This window comes from Burkholderia sp. CCA53 (assembly GCF_001685525.1).
Classification (GTDB): domain Bacteria; phylum Pseudomonadota; class Gammaproteobacteria; order Burkholderiales; family Burkholderiaceae; genus Burkholderia; species Burkholderia multivorans.
On the sequence record NZ_BDDJ01000001.1, the window covers coordinates 1,035,516 to 1,056,878 of the forward strand.

Genomic DNA, 21,363 nt, shown 5'->3' on the forward strand with positions numbered 1-21,363 from the left:
AACGCGCGCAGCGAACCGGTGCACGCTCGCGCCGCCTCCCCCGAACGACAGGAGACTGCTTGATGACCGATCCACGTCCGGCCGACGTGCCTTGGTTGACGCCTTACCTGACCGTGCGCAATGCGCGCGCGTCGATCGATTTCTTCACGGCCGCATTCGGCTTCGCGCTGCGCGACGTGCTCGACGAGGACGGCGCGATCATGCACGTCGAGATGGTCTATCGCGGCCAGCTGATCGTGATGTTCGCGCCCGAAGGCGCGTTCGGCTCGACCGCGCGCACGCCGAAAAGCGCGAACGCGATCGCGCCGCAGTCGTTCTATCTGTACGTCGACGACGTCGATGCGACGTGGCAGCGCGCGCTCGACGCGGGCGCGAAGTCGCTGACCGCGCCGCAGGACCAGTTCTGGGGCGACCGGTTCGCGCAGATCGAGGATCTCGACGGCTACCGCTGGGCGCTCGCGCGCCGGCTCGAAGCATGAGCGAAGCCAGCACGACCGCGGCCGTGCCGCGCTTTTTCGTCGACACCGCGTTGCGCGCGGACGCGACGCTCGCGCTGCCCGCCGACGTCGCGCGCCACGCGCAGGTGCTGCGGCTGCAGCCCGGCGATCCGCTCGCGCTGTTCGACGGCACGGGCGGCCAGTATCGCGCGCGGCTCGTCGAGATCGACAAGCGCGGTGCGCTCGCGCAAATCGACGCCTTCGATCCCGCCGAAGCCGAGCCGCCGTACCGCGTGACGCTCGCGCAGGGCATCGCGGGCGGCGACAAGATGGACTGGGTGATCGAGAAGGCAGTCGAGCTCGGTGTCGCGGCCGTCGTGCCGCTGTCGACGGCCCGCGGCGTCGTGAAGCTGTCCGGCGAGCGCGCGGAAAAGCGCGTCGCGCACTGGCGCGGTGTCGTGCGCGCGTCGTGCGAACAGTGCGGCCGCAACCGCGTGCCCGACGTCGCTGCGGTGCGCGCATTCGCCGCATGGCTCGACGGCCTGGCGCCGGCGCCCGTCAACGGCGAGCTGCGGCTGCTGCTGTCGCCGCGTGCGAGCATCCCGTTCGCGTCGCTGCCCGACGCGCCGCCCGCGGCGCCGGTCACGCTGTTGATCGGGCCCGAAGGCGGCCTCTCGCCGGAGGAGGAAGCGGCCGCGCGGGCACGCGGCTTCACGGCGCTGTCGCTCGGCCCGCGCGTGCTGCGCACCGAGACGGCCGGCGCGGCCGTCCTGGCCGCCCTCGCCGCGCGCTGGGGCGGCTGGTAACGCAGCGCCCCGCCGCACGCGAGCGCCGGATGCGAAAAAGCCCGCTGACGCGGGCTTTTCTGCAGATGCCGGCGGATACCGGCAGATAGCGGGTGGTTCGCCGCTTATGCGAACGAATAGAACACGCGGAACGCGACCTTGCGCTCGGCCCAGAACTCGGCGGCCTCGCGGAAGACGTCGAGCAGCGTTTCGCGCCCTTCCTTGTCGAATTTCTGTGCGATCGGCAGCCCTTCGAGCACGATCACGAAGCCCGGCTGCGCACCGGCCTTGGCGACGAGGTCGGTCAGGCAGTCGTACAGCGCGTCGTAATTCTTGCCGAAGTGCTTCGGGAACAGGAACGACGTCGCGATCGTCTCCATCACTTCCTGCTTCGACTGCGCGGCGCCGCAATACGCATAGAGGAAATGCTGGCCGAGCCGGGCGGCTTCGTCGGCGAGATCCTGAACGCGAAATGCGCGGATCGACTGCACGAGATTGGGTCGCACGGTCGTGAAAAGGCTCATAGGCTCCTCGTTCGATGAAAGCCCCGGATCGGCAGATTCCTGTTGGACCGGCGCGGCGCCGGCCTGTGCCGTCGCGCGCAGTTGCATGACGCGCTGAAACAGATTGCCGTCGCCGGCCGCGAACAGTTCCGCCGCCGCCGTATCGTGCGCGTAGATGGAGTCGCTCATGCCGTTCATCCCGAAGTCATTCAACAATACGTTTAAAACTGTTGTAGTGGTCGTCCGTGTAATAACAGTTGTCGATCCGCCGCAATGGCCCGCCGCAGACGATCCGGCGCGCGCCGCGATTGCGCGCGCGCGGCGTCGGCACCGTGTACTCGTGGTAGTAGCCGCGCTTCGCCTTCGGCAGGATCCGCTCACGGTTGCCGAACACGATGCCGTCTTTATCGTACGGATAGGGACCGCCCGCAGCGATCAGGCCGAGCGTGGTCACGGCCTCGCGCGGCAGACGGGCGGTCGGGATCGTATCGAACCCGCCGGCGGCCACATCGGCCGAAACGGTCTGCCGTGCGTAGGCGGCGGAAACCAGACTGCCCGTCGGCGTGCCGACGATACCCATCGCGAACATCGCGAAGACGGACGCGAGCGCGCCGTTGCGGAGCCACTTGCGTGCCATGAACCGGGGTTCCCGCTGTTAAATCAAATAGTTGAACGACCAGCAAAGGCGTTAGCGTAGCGCTATTGTCCGCCCGAATCAATGTTCGTTTGGGAATCGAAAGCGCGCCTTCCTGTCGAATCGCGTATTTTTTACCGAATATTCGTCATTTTTATCTTTCATAGGATAAAATAAGCGCGGCATCTCTCGCGCGGCGAGTCCTGCCTCCTTGCCGCGCTCACCGTCGAGGGTAGGGAGATGCTGATGTTGACTGCGGGATGTGCGCTTGCACGATGCCCGGCGGCGTGCCCGTTGCGGGCACGCCTTTTTTTCGATTGTTGACGTTTTCGCCTGCCGCGCGGCACCGGTCTGCCGGCACCGCGCGTGTGCGCTCAGCGCGCGGCGTTCACATCGGCGACGAGCAGCGCCGCCATGTTCACGATCCGGCGCACGGTCGCGGATTCGGTCAGCACGTGCACCGGCTGCGCGGCGCCGAGCAGGATCGGGCCGATCGCGATGTTGTTGCCGGCTGCCGTCTTCAGCAGGTTGTATGCGATGTTCGCTGCGTCGATGTTCGGCAGCACCAGCAGGTTCGCGTCGCCTTCGAGCGTCGATTCCGGCAGGATTTCCTTGCGCAGCGCCGCGTCGAGCGCGACATCGCCGTGCATTTCGCCGTCGACGGTCAGCTCCGGTGCACGTTCCTTCAGGATCGCGAGCGTATCGCGCATCTTCTGCGCGGACGGCGCGTTGCTCGTGCCGAAGTTCGAGTGCGACAGCAGTGCGACCTTCGGCTCGATGCCGAAGCGGCGCACTTCTTCCGCGGCCATGATCGTGATCTCGGCGAGTTGCTCCGGCGTCGGGTCGACGTTCACGTGCGTATCGACGAGGAAGATCTGGCGGCCGGGCAGCACGAGGCCGTTCATCGCCGCGTAGACGCTGCAGCCGGGCCGCTTGCCGATCACCTGGTCGATGAAGTGCAGATGACGGTGCGTCGTGCTGATCGTGCCGCAGATCATCCCGTCCGCCTCGCCCTTTTTCACGAGCATCGAGCCGATCAGCGTCGTGCGGCGGCGCATTTCGACGCGCGCGAGCTGTTCGCTGATGCCCTTGCGCGCCATCATTTTGTAGTAGGTCTGCCAGAAGTCGCGGTAGCGCTCGTCGTGCTCGGTGTTCACGACCGTGAAGTCGGTGCCCGGCGTCAGACGCAGCCCGTAGCGCTGGATGCGGTGTTCGATCACGGCCGGGCGGCCGATCAGGACCGGCTTCGCGAGCTTTTCGTCGACGATGATCTGAACGGCACGCAACACGCGCTCTTCTTCGCCTTCCGCGAACACGACGCGTTTCTTCTCTTCCGGCGCCGCACGCGCGATCTGGAAGATCGGCTTCATCGTCGTGCCGCTGTGATAGACGAACTGCTGCAGATGCTGCTTGTACGCTTCCATGTCCTCGATCGGACGCGTGGCGACGCCGCCGTCCATCGCGGCCTGCGCGACGGCCGGCGCGATCTTCACGATCAGGCGCGGGTCGAACGGCTTCGGAATCAGGTATTCGGGCCCGAACGACAGATCCTGGATCCCGTATGCGGTCGCGACGATGTCGCTCTGCTCCTGCTGCGCGAGCTCGGCGATCGCGTTGACGGCCGCGATTTCCATTTCCCGCGTGATCGTCGTCGCGCCGACGTCGAGCGCGCCGCGGAAGATGAACGGGAAGCACAGCACGTTGTTGACCTGGTTCGGGTAGTCGGTGCGGCCCGTCGCGAGCACGGCGTCGGGGCGCACTTCGAGCGCGACTTCCGGCAGGATTTCCGGCGTCGGGTTCGCGAGCGCGAGAATCAGCGGGCGCTCGGCCATTCCCTTCACCATCTCCTGCTTCAGCACGCCGGCAGCCGACAGGCCCAGGAAGATGTCCGCGCCGTCGATCACTTCCGCGAGCGTGCGCGCGTCGGTTTCGCGCGCGAAACGCTCCTTGTCCGGATCCATCAGCTCGGTACGGCCCTTGTAGACGACGCCGGCGAGGTCGGTCACCGTGATGTTCTCGATCGGCAGGCCGATGTCGACGAGCAGATCGAGACACGCGAGTGCGGCGGCGCCGGCGCCCGACGCGACGAGCTTGACCTTCTTGATGTCCTTGCCGACGACCTTCAGCCCGTTCGTGACGGCCGCGGCCACGACGATCGCGGTGCCGTGCTGGTCGTCGTGGAACACCGGAATCTTCATGCGCTTGCGCGCTTCGCGCTCAACGATGAAGCAGTCGGGCGCCTTGATGTCCTCGAGGTTGATGCCGCCGAACGTCGGTTCGAGGGCGGCGATCACGTCGACCAGCTTGTGCGGATCGGACTCGTTCAGCTCGATGTCGAACACGTCGATGCCGGCGAACTTCTTGAACAGCACGGCCTTGCCTTCCATCACCGGCTTCGACGCGAGCGGGCCGATGTTGCCGAGCCCAAGCACCGCGGTGCCGTTGGTCACGACGCCGACCAGGTTGCTGCGCGCGGTGAAGCGCGCGGCATTCAGCGGATTCTCGACGATCTCCTCGCATGCGAACGCAACGCCCGGCGAATACGCGAGCGCGAGGTCGCGCTGGTTGATCATCTGCTTGGTCGGGGCGATGGCGACTTTGCCCGGCGTCGGGAATTCGTGGTAGTCGAGGGCGGCTTCGCGGAGCTTGGCTTTGGAGGAGGCTTGGGTGGACATGTGTCTGGTGACGTGCGGATTAGAATGACTGTTCGACGGCATTGTAGCGCCAATCGACCGCCCTCTGACCGTCGATTCGGGTGCAACAGCCGCGACAAAAATGTACTGAACGGTGCAGGAACCGCTGCCGTTCGCCCCGTACAATGCCGTTCCTTCAACCGCTTCGGGTCCATTCGCCGTGCCAGACGCCCTGTCCGAGTTTTCGCTGATCGATCGCTTCTTCGCGCGCCGCGCGACCCGCGGCGCACGCGTGTCGACGCTCGGCATCGGCGACGATTGCGCGCTGATCGCGCCGCGTTCCGGAAAATTGCTAGCCATTTCGACGGATATGCTCGTCGAGGGCCGGCACTTCTTCCCGGACGTCGCGCCCGAGGCGCTCGGCCACAAGACGCTCGCGGTCAATTTGTCGGACCTGGCGGCGATGGGCGCCGAGCCGCGCGCGTTCACGCTCGCGTGCGCGCTGCCGCGCGCCGATGCCGCATGGCTCGAGGCATTCAGCAACGGGCTGTTCGCGCTGGCCGAGCGCTACGGCTGCGAGCTGATCGGCGGCGACACGACGAGCGGGCCGTTGAATCTGTGCGTGACCGTGTTCGGCGAAGTCGCGCCCGACGCCGCGCTGCGCCGCGACGCCGCGCGCGACGGCGACGACGTCTGGGTGTCGGGCACGCTCGGCGATGCACGCGCCGGGCTCGGTGTCGCGCGCGGCGAATGGGCGGCCGGCGCCGACGCGGCGGCCGCGTTCCGGGAGGCGCTCGAGCGGCCCGAGCCGCGCGTCGCGCTCGGCGTCGCACTCGCCGGCGTCGCCCATGCGGCGCTCGACATTTCAGACGGCCTCGCCGGCGATCTGCAGCACATCCTGACGCGCTCGAACGTGTGCGCCGACATCGACGCCGACGCCGTGCCGCGCTCGGCCGCGCTCGCGACGCTGCCGGCCGACGTGCAGCGTCGCTGCACGCTCGCGGGCGGCGACGACTACGAGCTCTGCTTCACCGCGCCCGCGTCCGCCCGCGCGGCGGTCGCGGCGGCCGGCGCCAAGGCGGGCGTCGCGGTCACGCGTATCGGTACAATACGCGCGTTGTCCGCACCGTCGGAGCGCCCCGCGATCGCGTGGCACGACGCCGCCGGCGCGCCTCTCGCCCTCACGTTGCACGGCTTCGACCATTTCCATGCAGACTGATCCGACGCCCGCGCCGCAAGCCGCGCCCGACACCGGCACGGCGCCCCGCGCGCCGCAGCGCGCGAGCGCGCGCTTCATGCTGTCGCATCCCGCGCACATCGTGTCGCTCGGCTTCGGCAGCGGTCTCGCGCCGTTCATGCCCGGCACGTTCGGCTCGCTGTTCGGCTGGCTCGCGTTCGTCGCGCTGAACCGCTATCTGACCGTGCCCGAATGGTGGTTGCTGATCGCGCTCGCGTTCGTCGCGGGCATTGCGATCACGGGCTTCACCGCGCGCAGAATGGGCGTCGCCGATCCGGGCGCCGTCGTCTGGGACGAGATCGTCGCGATCTGGCTCGTGATGCTGTTCGTCACGCCGGCGACGTTCGTCGGCCAGCTGTGGGCGTTCGTCGTGTTCCGCTTCTTCGACATGGTGAAGCCGCCGCCGATCCGTCATTTCGACCGTCGTCTGACCGGCGGGCTCGGCATCATGGTCGACGACCTGATCGCCGCGTTCATGACGCTGCTCGTGATCGCGCTGTGGCGTTCGCTCGTCGGCTGACCGATTACCGACTTCCGTTTCCAGACGCGCATGCCTACCGATTCCGTCATCCATCAGCTTGCGATCCGCGCAGGCAACAAGCTGCGTGACGAGCACCTGATGCTCGCCACCGCCGAATCCTGCACCGGCGGCCTGATCGCCGCGGCCATCACCGACATCTCCGGCAGCAGCCAGTGGTTCGAGCGCGGCTTCGTCACGTATTCGAATCAGGCCAAAAGCGAGATGATCGGCGTGCCGCCCGATCTGATCGAGAAGCACGGCGCGGTCAGCGAGCCGGTCGCACGCGCGATGGCCGAAGGCGCGCTGCGCAACAGCCGCGCGCAGGTCGCGCTATCCGTCACCGGCATTGCGGGCCCCGCAGGCGGCAGCGAGAAAAAGCCGGTCGGCACCGTGTCGTTCGCATGGAGCAACCGGCTCCATACCGACGTCGAAACGCTCGTATTCAAGGGCGATCGCGAGCAGATCCGCACGCAGGCGGCCGCGCATGCGCTGCGCGGGCTGCTGAAGCTGCTCGACGAACGCGAAGGCTGACGCGCGCGCGGCCGTGCGCCGCTGCGCGCGTGCCGCTTACTGGATCGCGTCGGGCTTCACGACGATCCAGTTGCGATCGGCCGTCACCGGCAGGCCGAGCGCCTTCTGCTTCGCGGCCGATTCGTCGGACCATGCGCGGATCTGCGCCATCTGCTTGTCCTTCTTGTCGACCCAGACGCGCACGCCGCCGCGCGCGACGTCGGTCGCGTTCAGCAGCATGTAGCCGTCGGACGCGGGCGTATCGCCCGCGACGAGCACCGGCTTCTTCCACTGGTCGATCCAGCCGACGATCGAACCGAGCTTGCCCTCGTACCACGTCATCGGGTTCATCAGGAACGGCGTGATCACGAGATTGCGGTTCGCGGCTTCGTCGTACTTGCCGGCCTTGATCTGCAGCCGCGACGTCGTGAGCGCGCCGGTCGCCGGATTGCGCAGCAGCGTCGTCACGCCGATCACGTTCTCGGGCTTCACGTTGTAGCCGTACTTCGGGTCGGACAGCACGAGCCGCGCCAGCTCTTCGTGCGCGGCCGTCATGACGTACACCTCGATGCCGTTCTCGCGCAGCGCGTTGTAGAGCTCCTGCATCCCGCGGAAGAAGCGCGGCGGGTTCGCCGTACCGTCGACGACCTTGTCGCCCTGCCAGTAGCGGATCGGGATCGGCTTGCCGTCGGCGAGCATCGCGTCGATGTGGCGCTTCAGGTCGGCGAGCGACAGCCCCGCGAACGCCTGCGCAATCCACGGGTAGCAAACGAGATCGTCGATCTCGCAGAGCCGGTAGTAGTAGCTTGTCAGCGATTCCTTGTAGTCGGCGGAATCCTTGAACGGAATCAGCTTCAGCGATGCGTCGAGCGTGTCGCGCGTCAGCACGCCGCGATGCTCGAGGTACGGCAACAGCGACTCCTCGAGGTCGTAGCGGTACGTCGTGTTGTCGGCATCGAACACCGCGTAGTCGCCGCGATGGGCGTGCGCGGCGATCATCGCGTTCAGCGCCTTCGCGCTGTCGGCCGGCCAATGTGCGAGATCGGCCGCATGCGCGAACGTCATGCAGAGCGACGCGGCAAGCGCGGTCAGAAGTCGTGAATACAGCTTCGGCATGGCGTCGCTCCTTTTCTTGACATTGTGATGACGGATCGATGACAAGCGGCAGCATCGCGCGATTGCAGCGCGCGCATGCAGTGCGGAAACGACGGGAAGTTGTCCGCGCGCGCCACGGCGGCGCGGCGGGGACGACGCGGCAGCGGCGCGGCGGGGACGACGCGGCAGCGCCGCGCCGGAGGCGGAGCGCCCGCATGCGCGGGCGCGGTGCATCAGCGATACGCGTTGATCGCGTCGCGCGTCTTCTGCGCGGCGAGCGCCGCGGCTTCGGCGAAATCGTCGCCGCTGCTCGCGTAGAGGATCGCGCGCGACGAGTTGATCATCATGCCGGTACCGTCGGCCGTACGGCCCGCGTTCACCGTCGCCTGCACGTCGCCGCCCTGCGCGCCGATGCCGGGAATCAGCAGCGGCATGTCGCCGACGATCCCGCGCACGATCTCGATCTCCTTCGGGAACGTCGCGCCGACGACGAGGCCGAGCTGGCCGCTCTTCGCGTTCCACCGGTTCGCCGCGAGATCGGCGACGACCTGGTACAGCGGCCGGCCGTTGGTGTCGAGGAACTGCAGGTCGGAGCCGCCCGGATTCGACGTACGACACAGCACGATCACGCCCTTGCCCTCGTGGTCGAAATACGGCTCGACCGAATCGAAGCCCATGTACGGGTTCACGGTCACGGCGTCCGCGCGGTAGCGCTCGAACGCCTCGCGCGCGTACTGCTCGGCCGTGCTGCCGATGTCGCCGCGCTTCGCGTCGAGGATCACGGGCAGGCCGGGATGCTGCAGATGGATGTGCGCGATCAGGCGCTCGAGCTGATCTTCCGCGCGATGCGCGGCGAAATACGCGATCTGCGGCTTGAATGCGCTCGCGTACGGCGCGGTCGCATCGACGATCTGCCGGCAGAATTCGAAGATCGCGTCGGGCTGGCCGTCGAACTGCGCGGGAAAGCGCGACGGCTCGGGATCGAGGCCGACGCACAGCAGCGAATTCGTGCGTTGCCACGCGGCGCGCAGCGAATCGAGGAAAGTAAGCGGGGAAGACATGGGCGGATACTCGCGGCAAACCGTTGGTAGACCGCGTATTTTACCCGCGTCGCCGACCACCCTCGCGCGCCACGGCGCCGGTGCGCGCGTCGCTGCGTGCGACGCTGAACGCGAAGCGCCGCGTCAGCCGCTCGCCGGGCGCGAGCAACGTCATCCCGTGCGCCGCCGCGCCGCCCGGCAGGTTCACCGCATTGATCGGATGATCGACCGGCTCGAAGCAGAAGAAATCCGCGCCGGGCGGCGTATAGAGCACATACGCGTCGGCATCGGCCGCGACCGTCAGCGTGATGCCGCGACGCGGCCAGCTCACCGTCGCATGGCCGCCCCAGCCCGTGAACGCGTGATTGACGAGCGTCGCCGGCAGCGGATAAGCGACGCCGAACTGCCACGCAGGCGGCACGCTCACGTGGCGCACCGGCAGAAAATCCGCGCCGGACAGCCACAGGCCGCCCGCCGCGGCCGCCAGTTCGGTCGCGTCGTCGCGCACGATGAACGGATGCACGCCGAGCCCGAACGGCAGCCGCGTGCGGCCCGCGTTCTCGATCGTCAGCGCGATCGTCAGCGTCGCATCGTCGAGCTCGAACGACTGGACCGCGCGGAACGCGTACGGCGCACCGCTGCGGCGGTCGAGCGTCAGCCGCAGCGACGTGTCGGTCGCATCGTCGACCTGCCAGCACGAGAGCCAGCCGTCGCCGTGAATCGGCAGCGGCTCGTCGAGCCGGTTGCGCGGCACCGCGATGCTGCGTCCGTCGCATTCGAAGCGCGCGCCGCCGATCCGGTTCGAGTACGGCAGCAGCGAATAGCAGGCGAGCTCGTTCGGGTCCGTCGCGGTTTCCGGCTGCGCGCAGCGGCGAAACACCGGCACGAGCGCGCCGTCGTCGCGCCGCCAGTCGAAGCGCGCGATGCCGCCGCCGAGATGCGGCAGCACGTCCACCCGCAGCGCCGCATTCGACAGCGTGACGGCCGCCGCATGCGCGGCGCCGACGCCGCGCGCGAACACGGCGGTCTGCGGCCCGGCGCTGACCGGCTGCGCGGCGGCCGCAAGGCGCGCGCGGCGCGACTGGCTGGTGGACGACGATGCGCGCGAGGACGTGGCGGTCATGATCAGCTCCTTTCGTTCGTCGATGAAACGATGCGCTCGATGGGCGGCCGCTACGCGGGCCGCGCGACGGTCAGGCCCACCCGCCGTCGACGATCACGTCCTGCGCGGTGATCATCCGGCTGTCGTCGGCCGCGAGGAACAGCGCCATGCGCGCGAGATCGGCCGGCAGCAACTCCGCCTCGAGGCACTGGCCGGCCTTGATTGCGGCGCGGCCCGCGTCGTCGAGCCAGAGCCGGCGCTGCTTGTCGGTCATCACCCAGCCGGGCACCAGCGAATTCACGCGAATCCCGAACGGGCCGAGATCGCGCGCGAGCCCGCGCGTGAGGCCCTGCACGGCCGCCTTCGCCATCACGTACACCGGATAGCCGCCGTTCTTCAGCATCCAGCTGATCGAGCCGAGGTTGATGATCGCACCGCCGCCGAGCCGTTTCATGTCGTCGATCACGGCCTGCGCGGCGAAGAACTGGTGCCGCAGGTTCACCGCGATGCCGGCGTCGAACGACGCGGGCGTCACGTCGGCGATCGCATGCCGCACGTCGTTCGCCGCATTGTTCACGAGCACCGCGATCGCGCCGATCTGCGTACGGATCGTGTCGATCGCGCGACGCAGCGCCTCGATGTCGGTCAGGTCGCACGGCAGGAACAGCGGCGCGTGGCGTGCGCCGCCGAGACGATCGGCGAGCGCGCGACCCGCGTCCGCATCGAGGTCGACGAACGCGACGCGCGCGCCCTGCTGCGCGAAGTGCTCGACGAACGACGCGCCGATGCCGGTCGCACCGCCGGTGATCAGCACCGCGCGATCGACGAGGCTCGGATAGTGCGCATAATTCGCATGCGCGTCGCGCGCGGAAGAATCGGTGGTCATGCAGCGTCTCCGTGTAGGCGGCTCAGTCGCGTGCGCCGCGGTTCTTCAGCTGGTCGAGCAGCACGGCCGCGAGCAGGATCGCGCCGCGCACCAGGTACTGATAGAACGCGTCGATGTTCAGCAGGTTCATCACGTTCTCGACGGTGCCCATGATCAGCACGCCGATCACGACGCCCGAGATCGTCGCGCGGCCGCCCATCAGCGACACGCCGCCGAGCACGCACGCCGAAATCACGTTCAGCTCGAAGCCCTGCGCGGCGTTCGGCTGGCCCGACGTGATCCGCGATGCGAGGATCACGCCCGCGAGCGCGGTCACCGCACCCTGGATCAGGAAGATGTAGACGCGCGTGCGTTCGACGTTGATCCCCGCGAGCCGCGACGCTTCCGGATTGCCGCCGATCGCGAGCGTGTTGCGGCCGTACACGGTCTGGTTCAGCAGCACGCCGAACACGATGAAGCACAGCAGCGTGACCCAGATCGGCAGCGATACGCCGAACAGCGTGAGGCCGCCGAGCGCGATGAAGGTATCCGACGACACGCCGACCGCCTGCCCCTTCGACACGATGAAGCCGAGCCCGCGCACGATCTCCATCGTCGCGAGCGTCGTGATCAGCGCGTTGATCCGCAGGTAGGCGATCACCGCGCCGTTGACGAAGCCGATCGCGGCGCCGGCCGCGACCGCCGCGACGATCGCGACGAACGTGTTGTCGGTCGCGTTCAGCACCATCGCGCAGAGCACGCCCGAGAACGCGACGGTCGAGCCGATCGACAGGTCGAAGTCGCGCGACGCGAGACAGAACATCATCGTGCACGCGACCATCCCGATCTGCGAGATCGACAGCGCGAGGCCGAGCATGTTGTCGATCGAGAAGAAGTGATCGACCGTCAGCGACATCGTGACGAACATCACCGCGAAGATCGCGATCAAGCTGTATTCGGTGAGCTGCTGCCACCATTTCTGGCGGTCGCTCTGCTGCGGCACCAGCGCGTCGGCCGACGGCTTCACGGCTGCGCTGGCGAGGTTTTCGTTGACTTGCATGGTTGTGTCTCCTGCTCCTGCATCGCGCGGCCCTGCGCCGCGCGCTATCGATTCGAATCCGGCGCCCGGCGGCGTCACGCGGCCTGCACCGCGCTCGCCTGCGGCAGCGCGAGGCTCAGCACCGCGTGCTCGTTCGCCTGCGCGCGCGGCAGCTCACCCGCGATGCGGCCTTCGCGCATCACGACGATGCGGTCGGACACGCCGAGCACTTCCGGCAGCTCCGACGACACCATCACGATCGCGCAGCCGCGTTCCGCGAGCCGATAGATCACGTCGTAGATCTCGTGCTTCGCGCCGACATCGATGCCGCGCGTCGGCTCGTCGAGGATCACGACCTTCAGGTCGGGCTCGGCGAGCCAGCGCGAGAGGATCGCCTTCTGCTGGTTGCCGCCCGACAGGAAGCGGATCTTCTGCCGGCGGTTCGGCGTCTTGATCTTCAGCCGCTGGATGAAGCGGTCGGCCGTGTCGTTCTCGGTCTTGCGATCGATGAAGAGCCCGGCGCGCAGCGAATGGCGGCGGCAGCTGATGTTGATGTTCTCCGCGACCGACGCCATCGCGATGATCCCTTCTTCCTTGCGGTCTTCCGGGCACAGCACGATCCCGTGACGGATCGCGTCGCCGGTGCGCTTCACGTCGATGCGCTTGCCGTCTAGCGTCAGCGCGCCCGCGCGGCGGCGGTCCGCGCCGTACACGAGCCGCATCAGTTCGCTGCGGCCCGCGCCGACGAGCCCGAAGAAGCCGACGATCTCGCCCGCACGCACCGAGAAGCTCGCCGGCTCGCGCAGCGCGGGGCCCTCGATGCCTTCGGCCGAGAACCGCACGTCGCCGAGCGCGCGCGGCGCGTAGTGATAGATGTCCGAGATCTCGCGCCCGACCATCTCGGCGACGAGCCGCTCGCGCGGCACGTCGGCAAGCGATGCGTGCGACGCGATCTTGCGGCCGTCGCGGAAGATCGTGCAGGCGTCGCACAGCCGGTAGATCTCGTCCATGCGGTGCGAGATGTAGATCAGCGCGCGACCCTGCGCGCGCAAGTCGTCGACGAGCTTGAACAGCACTTCGGTCTCGCGGTGCGACAGCGAGCTCGTCGGCTCGTCGAGCGCGATCACGCGCGCGTTGCGCATCAGCGCCTTGCAGATCTCGACCATCTGCCGCTGCGCGATCGACAGCCGACCGAGCTTCGCAGCCGGATCCAGATCGACGCCCATCGCGGCGAGCCGCTCGCGCACGTAGCGCTTCGCGTCGCCCTTCCTCACCCAGCCGAACGCGTTCGGCAGGCGGCCGAGCAGCAGGTTTTCCGCGACCGTCAGGTCGGGCACGTACTGCAGCTCCTGGTGAATCACCGCGATGCCGGCCGCGATCGATGCCGCCGCATTCGGAAAATGCACGGGCCGGCCGTCGACCAGCACGCTGCCCGCATCGGGCTGATATTCGCCGCCGAGAATCTTCAGCAGCGTCGACTTGCCCGCGCCGTTCTCGCCCATCAGGCCGTGCACCTCGCCGGCGTGCACGTCGAACGAGATGCCGTCGAGCGCGCGTACGCCGGGAAATACCTTGCCGATATTGTCAAAACGCAGTGCCGCTGACACGTCGCTTCTCCACTTCCACTTGCATGATCGATGGACCGCGCGCCGCCGCATCGCTGCGACGACCGCGCGGCGCCCGTTACTTCGATGCGAGTCCCATCTGCTCGCGCACCTTCGTCACGTTGTCGCGCGTCGCGAGCATGCCGGTGGTGAGCGTCAGCGGCGGCGGCGCCTTGCCCTGCGTGATCCACGTGTACATCAGCTCGGAGGTTTCCTCGCCGTGGCGCTTCGGGCTGATGATGACGGTGCCGAAGAAGCCGGTCGGCTGCGGTTTCTTGAACTCGTTCAGCGCGGAGTCGGAGCCGCCGATGCCGATGCCGATCATGTTGTCCGCCTTGAAGCCGCGCCCTTCGGCCGCGCGCACGGCGCCGAGCACGGCCTCGTCGTTCAGGCCGTAGGCGACCCAGTGCTTGAACTGCGGATTTTTCGTGAGCGCGATGTTCGCCGCGTTGAACGCGTTCTCGGTGTCGGTCTTCGCCTGCGGCGCCGCGATCACGTTCGCCTTCGGAAAACCGGCGGCGACAAGCGCATCGGTCGCACCCGTCGTGCGGTCGTGCGCGGTCGGCAGCTGCTCGTACGTGATGTCGATCGCGCCGACGTCCTTCATGTCCCAGCCGCGCTTCTTGATCTCGGCCGCGATACCCTCGCCGACCTGCTTGCCGATGTTGTACGCCGAGATCCCCATGTGCGGCACCGCTTCGATCGGCTTGCCCGCGCCGTCGACGAGGCGGTCGTCGACCGTCATCATCTTCAGGTTGTGCGACTTCGCCTTCGCGACGATGCCCGGCCCGAGCTTCACGTCGGGCGTGCAGATGATGAAGCCCTGCGCCTTCTGCGCGGCGAGGTTGTCGATCGCGCTCATCACCTTCTCGCCGGACGGCGCGCCGATCTTCACGAGCGTGAAGCCCTTGTCCTTCGCGGCGATCTCCGCGAACTTCCACTCGTCCTGGAACCACGGCTCTTCCGGCTGCTTCACGAGAAAGCCGATCTTCACCGGATCGGCCGCGTGCGCGATCGGGCTCCCCATCACCACCGCGGCCGCAGCGGCCAGCGTGACGAACGTTCTGCGTTTCATCTCCAGTGTCTCCTTGTCTTCATCGAACAGGATGCGGCCGCTTGTTGGTGTCGACGCAGCGTGCGCGCGGCCGGCGCACGTGCGGTCTGTCGAATCGCTGCTTCAGTTCAGTCGTGGTACAGCGCCGCGCGCCCGCCGTCGACGGTGATGCACGCGGCATTGATGAACGGCGCCTCGTCGGACGCGAGGAACACCGCGGTCATCGCGACTTCTTCGGGCCGGCCGATCCGCTTCATCGGCTGCAGCGCGAGCGTCTCGGCGCGCGCGGCGGCCGGATCGGGCTGCGCGTCCCACCAGTCGCGCGTGAGCTGCGTCTCGATGTAGCCCGGCGCGATCGCGTTCACGCGCACGTTGCGCGCCGCGTATTCGATGCCGAGCGCGCGCGTGAGGCCGAGCACGCCGTGCTTCGCGACCGGGTACGGAAAACAGCCCGGGATGATCCGGAACGCATGCGTCGACGCGATGTTCACGATGCTGCCGCGACCGCGCTCGACCATGCCCGGCAGCGCCGCGCGGCAGCCGTGCCAGACGCCGTCGAGATCGACCGCGAAGCAGCGGCGCCAGTCGTCGTCGGTCATCGTCAGCGGATCGGCGAACACGTTGATGCCCGCGTTGTTCACGAGCACGTCGAGCGCGCCGAGCGCCGCTTCCGCCTGCGCGAGCGCGTCGCGTACCGAGCCCTGCTGCGTGACGTCCGCATGCAGCGGCAGCACGCGTGCACCGTCGACGTCGCGCGCAATCGCCGCGGCCGTCTGCTCGGCCTGCGCGAAATCGACGTCGACGAGCGCGATGCGCGCGCCCTCGCCGGCAAATGCGCGCGCGATCGCCGCGCCGATGCCGCGCGCCGCGCCGGTGACCATCGCGACCTTGCCCGCCAGCCGGTTCATCATGCGGCTCCGCCGCGCGCCGCGCGCAGGCCGGCCTGGAACGCGCGCGCATGGGCGGCCGTCGTGTCGGCCGACTGGCCCGGCCGGTAGAGCGCGGAGCCGAGCCCGAATCCGTTCGCGCCGGCCGCGAGGAACGGCTGCATGTTGTCGGGCGCGATTCCGCCGACCGGCACCAGCGGCACCGCGCGATCGATCACCGCGCGCCATGCCTTCACGACCGCCGTGCCGAGCTGCTCGGCGGGAAACATCTTCAGCACGTCGGCGCCGTTGGCGAGCGCCGCGAACGCTTCGGTCGGCGTCGCGACGCCCGGCGCGCAGGCGAGGCCGCGCTCGCGGGCACGGCGTATCACCGCGGTATCCGCGTGCGGCATCACGATCAGCGCACCGCCTGCGTCCTGCACGCGGTCCACGTATTCGGCGCGCAGCACGGTGCCCGCGCCGACGATGGCGTCGTCCGGCAACGCGCGGCGCAGCGCGGCGATGCTATCGAACGGCGCCGGCGAATTGAGCGGCACCTCGACGAGCCGGAAGCCGGCGTCGTACAGCGCGCGGCCGTGCTCGACCGCTTCGGCCGGCGTGATGCCGCGCAGGATTGCGATCAGCGGGCACGCGTCGAACGCGCGCATCAGGCCGGCATGCGGCGTGTACGGCGCGGGCAGCGTCAGGTCGGACGACATCGTTACATTCCTCCGCAATCGGTTCGGTTCAGTGGCCGGCGCATACGGGTTCGCCGTCCGTGTGCACGAGCCCCGCGCGCGACGCGATCTGCCACAGCCCGCGCTCGGTCGCGTGCGCGACGACGCGCGCGTGCATGCAGCCGAACGCATGCAGCGCGTCGACGTAGCGCGCGCACAGCCGGTCGTCGCCGATCAGCAGCAGCGGCTGATTCGCGAGCGTCGCGCCGCGTTCGGCGAGCATCGCGTCGAGCGCGTTCAGCTCATGGCCGATCAACAGCCCGGACAGATAGTCGCCCTGCGCATCGGGCGCGAGACGCTCGGTCAGGCCGAGCGTGCGCGTGCTGAAAATCGTGCCGAGCAGCCCGGTGTGCTGCGCGTCGCGTGCAACCGTCACGCCGCGCTCGAACGCGGCGCGATCCGGCGACGCCGGCGCGCGCATCGTGCGGCCGAGAATCGTGTGGTCGCGCAGCGCGGCGAACAGCTCGCCCGTCATGAAGGTCTGGAATCGCTCGATGAGGCCGCCGTTGACCCACGCCCATTTCGCATGGGTGCCCGGCAACCCGATCAGGAGCCCTGAACGATCGGCATCAAGCGTCGGATCGGCCGCGAGCGCGCCGACGATCTGCGTTTCTTCGCCGCGCATCACGTCGGGCAGCTCGCCCGTCGCGATCACGCCCGGCACGATCGACACGGTCGCGCCGCGCGCGGTCGTCACCGTGACGAGACCCGCGACGAGCGCGTCGGCGCCGGCCGGCACCGCGACGTACGGCGCCTCGCGCCAGCCCTGCGCGCTGCCGACCATGCCGGCCGCGAGCACCGGCACGGCGCCCGCGCGGTCGAGCCAGTCGCCGCACGCATCCTCGAACGCCGCGTCGAATGCGTGCGCACTGCCGCCCGGCACATGCATCACGCCCGCCGCGCGGCTGCGCGTGTCGAGCAACGCGCCGCGCGCGTCGTACAGATAGGCGCGCAGCGACGTCGTGCCCCAGTCGAGCGCGATCAGCGACGTTGCGGCGCCGGCGGCATCCGGAACGGTCCGGGTCGGATTCGTCATCGTTTGATCCTGCGGGTACCCTGCGGCGGGCTCCAGCCCAGTTCCGCGGAAATGGCTCGCGCTTCGCGCTGCACGAGCGGAATCAGTTCGTCCATCCGGTCGTGCGGCATGTACGGAATCGTGCTCGCGACCGACACCGCCGCGACGATCGCACCGGACGCGTCGCGGATCGGCGCGGCCACGCAGCGGATCGACGCCTCGTTCTCCTCGAGGTCGAACGTGTAGCCGCCGGCCGCGTAGTGCGCCATCCGCTGCAGGAACGCCGCCGAGTCGGGCCGGTTGTCGGGCTTGAAGCTGACGCCGGCGAGCGCGCGCCGCGCGGCCTCGAACAGCGTGCGCCACGTCTCCGGCGCGAGGTCGAGCATCATCGCCTTGCCGATGCCGGTCGAGGCGAGCGGCATCCGGTGGCCGACGCGCGAGCGCATCTCGAGCCCGCGCGTGCCGGGAATCTTGTCGATGTACAGCACGTCGTCGCCGTCGCGCACGCCGAGATGAATCGTGTCGAGCGTCGCTTCGGCAAGCGCCTCGAGATGCGGCCGCGCAACGGCGGTCAGCGGCATCTGCTCGAGTGCGATCGTGCCGAGTTCGATCAGCTTCGGCCCCAGTAGATAGCCGCCCTGCACCTGGCGCAGATAGCGGGCCTGCACGAGGCTGCTGACGAGGCGATGCGTGGTGCTGCGCGTCGTGCCGAGCGCGGCGCCGATCGCGCGCATGTCGCGCGCGCCGTTCGCGATCGCTTCGAGAATCGCGAGGCCGCGCAACAGCGTCTGCGTGCCGGCCTGCTGCGCGGCGAGATCGAGCGGCGTGCTGGTCGCGCCGATGCTGTCGCTGAGCGGCGCATCGTCCGGCGTCGCGCGTCGGGCGTCGAGGGCGAGGGAGTCGGGCATCTTGGTCATGGGACGGGGCTACTTCAACGGGATCGGTGAAACCGCGTCCTGCGCGCCGGGCACGAGCCCGGCCGCGGCAACGCGGCGCGCGAAGCACCGAGGAAAGCGCCCGGCAAACGTCATGGAAGGTGTCTCCGTATGCGTCGGGCGCCGCGCGGTGCGGGTCCGAAGCTGTCGATGTGCTTCGGATTGTAGGAGCGTACGCATCCACCTCCAATATTTGAATGCGCTGCCCAGATAATGAGAAAAACGGTCGATCGGCCGTCGACGTTCGATGCGTGCGGCGCCGATGTGCGCGGGGGCGAAATCCGCGTGCACCGCAGGTTCCGCCCCCGGTTTGCCGCCGCGCGCGTCGCGCACGGTCGCGATCGATCGCCTACTGCTGTCCGCTCTCGCTACGCGTCTGCATGTAGCGCTGCACGTCGCTGAACGACACGCGGCCGCTGCCGCTCGCGTCGATCTGCCGGAAATGGTTCGCGACGTAGCCGAGCCCCGCCGCGCGCGCCTGCGCTTCGGTGATCGAACCGGTGTTCTGCGTGTCGGCCGCGCTGAACTGCCGCGCGAGCTTGCGCACGACCTGCGCGTGCAGCGCCGCGCCGGTCGTCTGCGTGCCGGCGGTCGGGCGGCGCGCGGCCGGCGGCACGTACGGGTCGCCGAGCTGCGCCTGCCGTGCGCGGGCGGGTGCGGCCGCGTCGCTCGCCTGCGCGAACGCGGCCGAGGACAGCGCGACGCCCGCTGCTGCGAGCGCCGCGGCGATGACGATGAGACGTTTTTGCATGTCAGGCTCCAGTCTGGAATGAGGTCGTCGAGGCCGGCCGCATGGCGCGTGCGGGCGCGATTCGTCCGACGCGCGCACCGGCCGCGTGTCGCGTCAGCGCGCGGCCGTGCGGTAGAAGGCCGCCAGATCCGCCTTCTCCTGCGGACGCGACGTATCGTCGAGATAGACCATGTGTCCGCCCTGATAGTCCTTGATCGTCAGGTTCGGTTGCGTGCCGAGCCGCGCGAGGTCGAGCTCGGTCTGGTAGAACGGCGTCGCGATGTCGTGATAGCCGTTCAGCGACAGCACCTTCAACGCCGGATTCAGCGTCAGCGCCGCCGCGAGGTCGGGAATCGTGTCCGGCATCGCAAGGCCGTCGTGGCTCCAGTCCCACGTATTGATCGCGTTGCTGCTGACAGCATAGGCGGTCTTCGCCGTGTACTTCAGCTCGTTCGGCAGATAGCTTGCGATCGTGTCGGTGAACGGCTTCGTGATGTAGGTGCTGGACGGATCGCCGTCGGCGGCGAGCGCGCTCGATATCGGTACGTTCACGCGCGCGTCGTAGCGGCCGATCAGCGTGCCGGGAAGCAGCGACAGCTGGAAGCTGTTGTCGAAGAAGGTCGGCACGACGTTGAAGTCGGCGTTCCACAGCGACGCCTTCACGCCGGTCGCGTTCGTCATCGTCGTCACGAGGCTCGGCGACGGCGGCGTATGGTTCGCGAGATACGCGTTCACGGCGGGCGCGTAGCTGCCGGCCGTCAGCAGGCGCATCTGGTCCGCATACGGCGGCAGGCTCGGCGGATTCGGATTGTCGAGCTGGTAGTACGCGCCGACCGTCCCGTACGACGGCACGAAGCCCGCGCAACTCACCGCGCTCGCGCCGTTGTTCGAGTTGCCGACGTAATCGCTCGCCATGTCGCAGTTCGTGTTGTAGTCGAGGATCGACGACTGCAGCACGATTCCGTCGAGCTTGACGCCAGCCGTCTCCAGCAGGTTCGCGAGCACGTCGGTGCGCGGCGTGCCGTACGATTCGCCGAACAGGTATTTCGGCGAATCGTTGCGCTGGTTCACGCTCAGGTAGCGCGTCACGAAATCGCGAAAGGCGCCGGCGTCCTGGTCGACGCCCCAGAACGTCTGGTTCGTGTTCGGCGCGATCGCCTCGGAATAGCCGGTGCCGATCGCGTCGACGAACACGAGATCGGTCGTATCGAGCAGGCTCTCCGCGTTGTCGACGAACGGAAACGTCGAGGTGTTCGCGTTCGGATCGCCGGTCTGGATCCGCTTCGGGCCGAACGAGCCGAGATGCAGCCATACCGAGGCGGAGCCCGGGCCGCCGTTGTAGAGGAACGTGACCGGCCGTTTCGCGGCGGGCTGGTTGTCGGCCGTGTAGGCGACGTAGGAGAACGACGCCTCGGGTGCGCCGCTGCGCGGATCGCGCGCGACGAGATGGCCGGCCGTGGCCGTGTAGCGGATCGTCTGGCCGTTCAGCGTGATCTGATGATGCGTGACGGCGGCCTGCTCGACCGCGGCGGACGCATCGAGCGACGCGTTCGCATTCGACGAATAGCTGTTCGGATCGGCGTAGGGCTTGTCCGCCTGCGCGGCGGACTGTGCTGAATCGCCGGCGCTGGCGACGGACGACGTGACGTCGTCGTTGCAGGCCGTCAGGATCAGCGAAGAAAACACGACTCCCAACCACAGCTTCGCTTGGCTTGCTGGCATCGTTGCCTTCCCTCTCTCGATGTTGTTATGTCGAGCAGCCGGTCGGGCCGCCCCCCACCTCATGCGCGCGGCGGGTAAGCCGCGGTGCCGGCCAATATACGCGAGCGTGTCAGCATTGAAAAATTTTGAAATATTCGCGCGAGCGGCCGTTGCGGCGCACACCTTACAGACACGCTTCGAATGCCGAAACGTCTGTTTTCGTCCCGCTTTCAGCGGCGCGTGCGCGCGTCGCCGGAGCGGCGAAATCGCGTGCATCGCGTCCGGTACGCGACGATGTACGCGCATGAAGACCTGCATTGC

The 21,363-nt window shown here is 68.4% G+C and carries 21 protein-coding genes; 5 read left to right on the forward strand and 16 right to left on the reverse strand.

Going from position 1 to position 21,363, the window contains the following annotated elements:
* The first annotated feature begins 62 nt into the window (after nucleotides 1-62).
* Complete coding sequence (locus BCR55_RS04775) at nucleotides 63-479, forward strand: glyoxalase/bleomycin resistance/extradiol dioxygenase family protein (protein ID WP_006411974.1); 417 nt, start codon at nucleotides 63-65, stop codon at nucleotides 477-479.
* The gene (locus tag BCR55_RS04780; protein ID WP_065494255.1) at nucleotides 476-1,243 is read left to right on the forward strand and encodes a 16S rRNA (uracil(1498)-N(3))-methyltransferase; all 768 of its coding nucleotides are present in this window, start codon (nucleotides 476-478) and stop codon (nucleotides 1,241-1,243) included. The genes BCR55_RS04775 and BCR55_RS04780 overlap by 4 nt, the downstream gene beginning before the upstream one ends.
* Nucleotides 1,244-1,347: 104 nt before the next feature.
* On the opposite strand, the gene BCR55_RS04785 is transcribed toward BCR55_RS04780, so the two are convergent.
* The 3 genes from BCR55_RS04785 to BCR55_RS04795 form a co-directional block, all read right to left on the reverse strand.
* A complete protein-coding gene (locus tag BCR55_RS04785; RefSeq protein WP_012214136.1) occupies nucleotides 1,348-1,914 on the reverse strand; it encodes a barstar family protein in 567 nt (188 codons plus the stop codon).
* Between the two features lie 16 nt (nucleotides 1,915-1,930).
* Nucleotides 1,931-2,362, reverse strand: a complete 432-nt coding sequence (locus tag BCR55_RS04790; RefSeq protein ID WP_006407584.1) for a ribonuclease — start codon at nucleotides 2,360-2,362, stop codon at nucleotides 1,931-1,933.
* Nucleotides 2,363-2,733: 371 nt separating this feature from the next.
* Nucleotides 2,734-5,076 (reverse strand): NADP-dependent malic enzyme, encoded by a 2,343-nt coding sequence (locus BCR55_RS04795; protein WP_035489643.1) that lies wholly within the window; start codon nucleotides 5,074-5,076, stop codon nucleotides 2,734-2,736.
* Nucleotides 5,077-5,212: 136 nt separating this feature from the next.
* Between BCR55_RS04795 and thiL the strand changes: the two genes are divergently transcribed.
* The 3 genes from thiL to BCR55_RS04810 are packed head-to-tail and all read left to right on the forward strand — an operon-like array spanning nucleotide 5,213 to nucleotide 7,280.
* Nucleotides 5,213-6,211, forward strand: a complete 999-nt coding sequence (gene thiL, locus BCR55_RS04800; RefSeq protein WP_065494256.1) for a thiamine-phosphate kinase — start codon at nucleotides 5,213-5,215, stop codon at nucleotides 6,209-6,211.
* Nucleotides 6,201-6,749 (forward strand): phosphatidylglycerophosphatase A, encoded by a 549-nt coding sequence (locus tag BCR55_RS04805; RefSeq protein ID WP_006407587.1) that lies wholly within the window; start codon nucleotides 6,201-6,203, stop codon nucleotides 6,747-6,749. Before thiL ends, BCR55_RS04805 begins: the two co-directional genes overlap by 11 nt.
* A 30-nt stretch (nucleotides 6,750-6,779) precedes the next feature.
* Nucleotides 6,780-7,280 carry a CinA family protein gene (locus BCR55_RS04810; RefSeq protein WP_006407588.1) on the forward strand — a complete coding sequence of 167 codons (501 nt, stop codon included), beginning with the start codon at nucleotides 6,780-6,782 and terminating at the stop codon, nucleotides 7,278-7,280.
* A 36-nt stretch (nucleotides 7,281-7,316) separates the two neighbouring features.
* On the opposite strand, the gene BCR55_RS04815 is transcribed toward BCR55_RS04810, so the two are convergent.
* The 13 genes from BCR55_RS04815 to BCR55_RS04875 form a co-directional block, all read right to left on the reverse strand.
* Nucleotides 7,317-8,375: a hypothetical protein gene (locus BCR55_RS04815; protein WP_006410844.1), complete on the reverse strand. Its 1,059-nt coding sequence runs from the start codon at nucleotides 8,373-8,375 to the stop codon at nucleotides 7,317-7,319.
* A gap of 212 nt (nucleotides 8,376-8,587) precedes the next feature.
* Nucleotides 8,588-9,415: an orotidine-5'-phosphate decarboxylase gene (pyrF, locus tag BCR55_RS04820; RefSeq protein ID WP_065494257.1), complete on the reverse strand. Its 828-nt coding sequence runs from the start codon at nucleotides 9,413-9,415 to the stop codon at nucleotides 8,588-8,590.
* Nucleotides 9,416-9,455: 40 nt separating this feature from the next.
* A complete protein-coding gene (locus tag BCR55_RS04825; protein ID WP_006407592.1) occupies nucleotides 9,456-10,517 on the reverse strand; it encodes an aldose 1-epimerase in 1,062 nt (353 codons plus the stop codon).
* 70 nt (nucleotides 10,518-10,587) lie between these two features.
* Nucleotides 10,588-11,382: an SDR family NAD(P)-dependent oxidoreductase gene (locus tag BCR55_RS04830; protein WP_006407593.1), complete on the reverse strand. Its 795-nt coding sequence runs from the start codon at nucleotides 11,380-11,382 to the stop codon at nucleotides 10,588-10,590.
* 22 nt (nucleotides 11,383-11,404) lie between these two features.
* A complete protein-coding gene (araH, locus tag BCR55_RS04835) occupies nucleotides 11,405-12,421 on the reverse strand; it encodes an L-arabinose ABC transporter permease AraH (protein ID WP_006407594.1) in 1,017 nt (338 codons plus the stop codon).
* Between the two features lie 74 nt (nucleotides 12,422-12,495).
* On the reverse strand, nucleotides 12,496-14,007 hold the full coding sequence (gene araG / locus BCR55_RS04840; RefSeq protein ID WP_006407595.1) for an L-arabinose ABC transporter ATP-binding protein AraG: 1,512 nt from the start codon (nucleotides 14,005-14,007) through the stop codon (nucleotides 12,496-12,498).
* 76 nt (nucleotides 14,008-14,083) lie between these two features.
* On the reverse strand, nucleotides 14,084-15,079 hold the full coding sequence (locus tag BCR55_RS04845) for an arabinose ABC transporter substrate-binding protein (RefSeq protein ID WP_006407596.1): 996 nt from the start codon (nucleotides 15,077-15,079) through the stop codon (nucleotides 14,084-14,086).
* Nucleotides 15,080-15,186: 107 nt separating this feature from the next.
* Nucleotides 15,187-15,966: an SDR family oxidoreductase gene (locus tag BCR55_RS04850; protein WP_065494913.1), complete on the reverse strand. Its 780-nt coding sequence runs from the start codon at nucleotides 15,964-15,966 to the stop codon at nucleotides 15,187-15,189.
* Nucleotides 15,966-16,643: a 2-dehydro-3-deoxy-6-phosphogalactonate aldolase gene (locus tag BCR55_RS04855; protein WP_065494258.1), complete on the reverse strand. Its 678-nt coding sequence runs from the start codon at nucleotides 16,641-16,643 to the stop codon at nucleotides 15,966-15,968. Before BCR55_RS04855 ends, BCR55_RS04850 begins: the two co-directional genes overlap by 1 nt.
* Nucleotides 16,644-16,671: 28 nt before the next feature.
* Entirely contained in the window at nucleotides 16,672-17,697 is a 1,026-nt protein-coding gene (locus BCR55_RS04860; RefSeq protein WP_065494259.1) for a 2-dehydro-3-deoxygalactonokinase, read from the reverse strand.
* Nucleotides 17,694-18,593 carry an IclR family transcriptional regulator gene (locus BCR55_RS04865; protein WP_006400380.1) on the reverse strand — a complete coding sequence of 300 codons (900 nt, stop codon included), beginning with the start codon at nucleotides 18,591-18,593 and terminating at the stop codon, nucleotides 17,694-17,696. The genes BCR55_RS04860 and BCR55_RS04865 overlap by 4 nt, the downstream gene beginning before the upstream one ends.
* A 367-nt stretch (nucleotides 18,594-18,960) precedes the next feature.
* The gene (locus BCR55_RS04870; RefSeq protein WP_006407602.1) at nucleotides 18,961-19,362 is read right to left on the reverse strand and encodes an EF-hand domain-containing protein; all 402 of its coding nucleotides are present in this window, start codon (nucleotides 19,360-19,362) and stop codon (nucleotides 18,961-18,963) included.
* A 93-nt stretch (nucleotides 19,363-19,455) separates the two neighbouring features.
* Nucleotides 19,456-21,063, reverse strand: a complete 1,608-nt coding sequence (locus BCR55_RS04875; RefSeq protein ID WP_065494260.1) for a S10 family peptidase — start codon at nucleotides 21,061-21,063, stop codon at nucleotides 19,456-19,458.
* Nucleotides 21,064-21,363 lie beyond the last annotated feature (300 nt).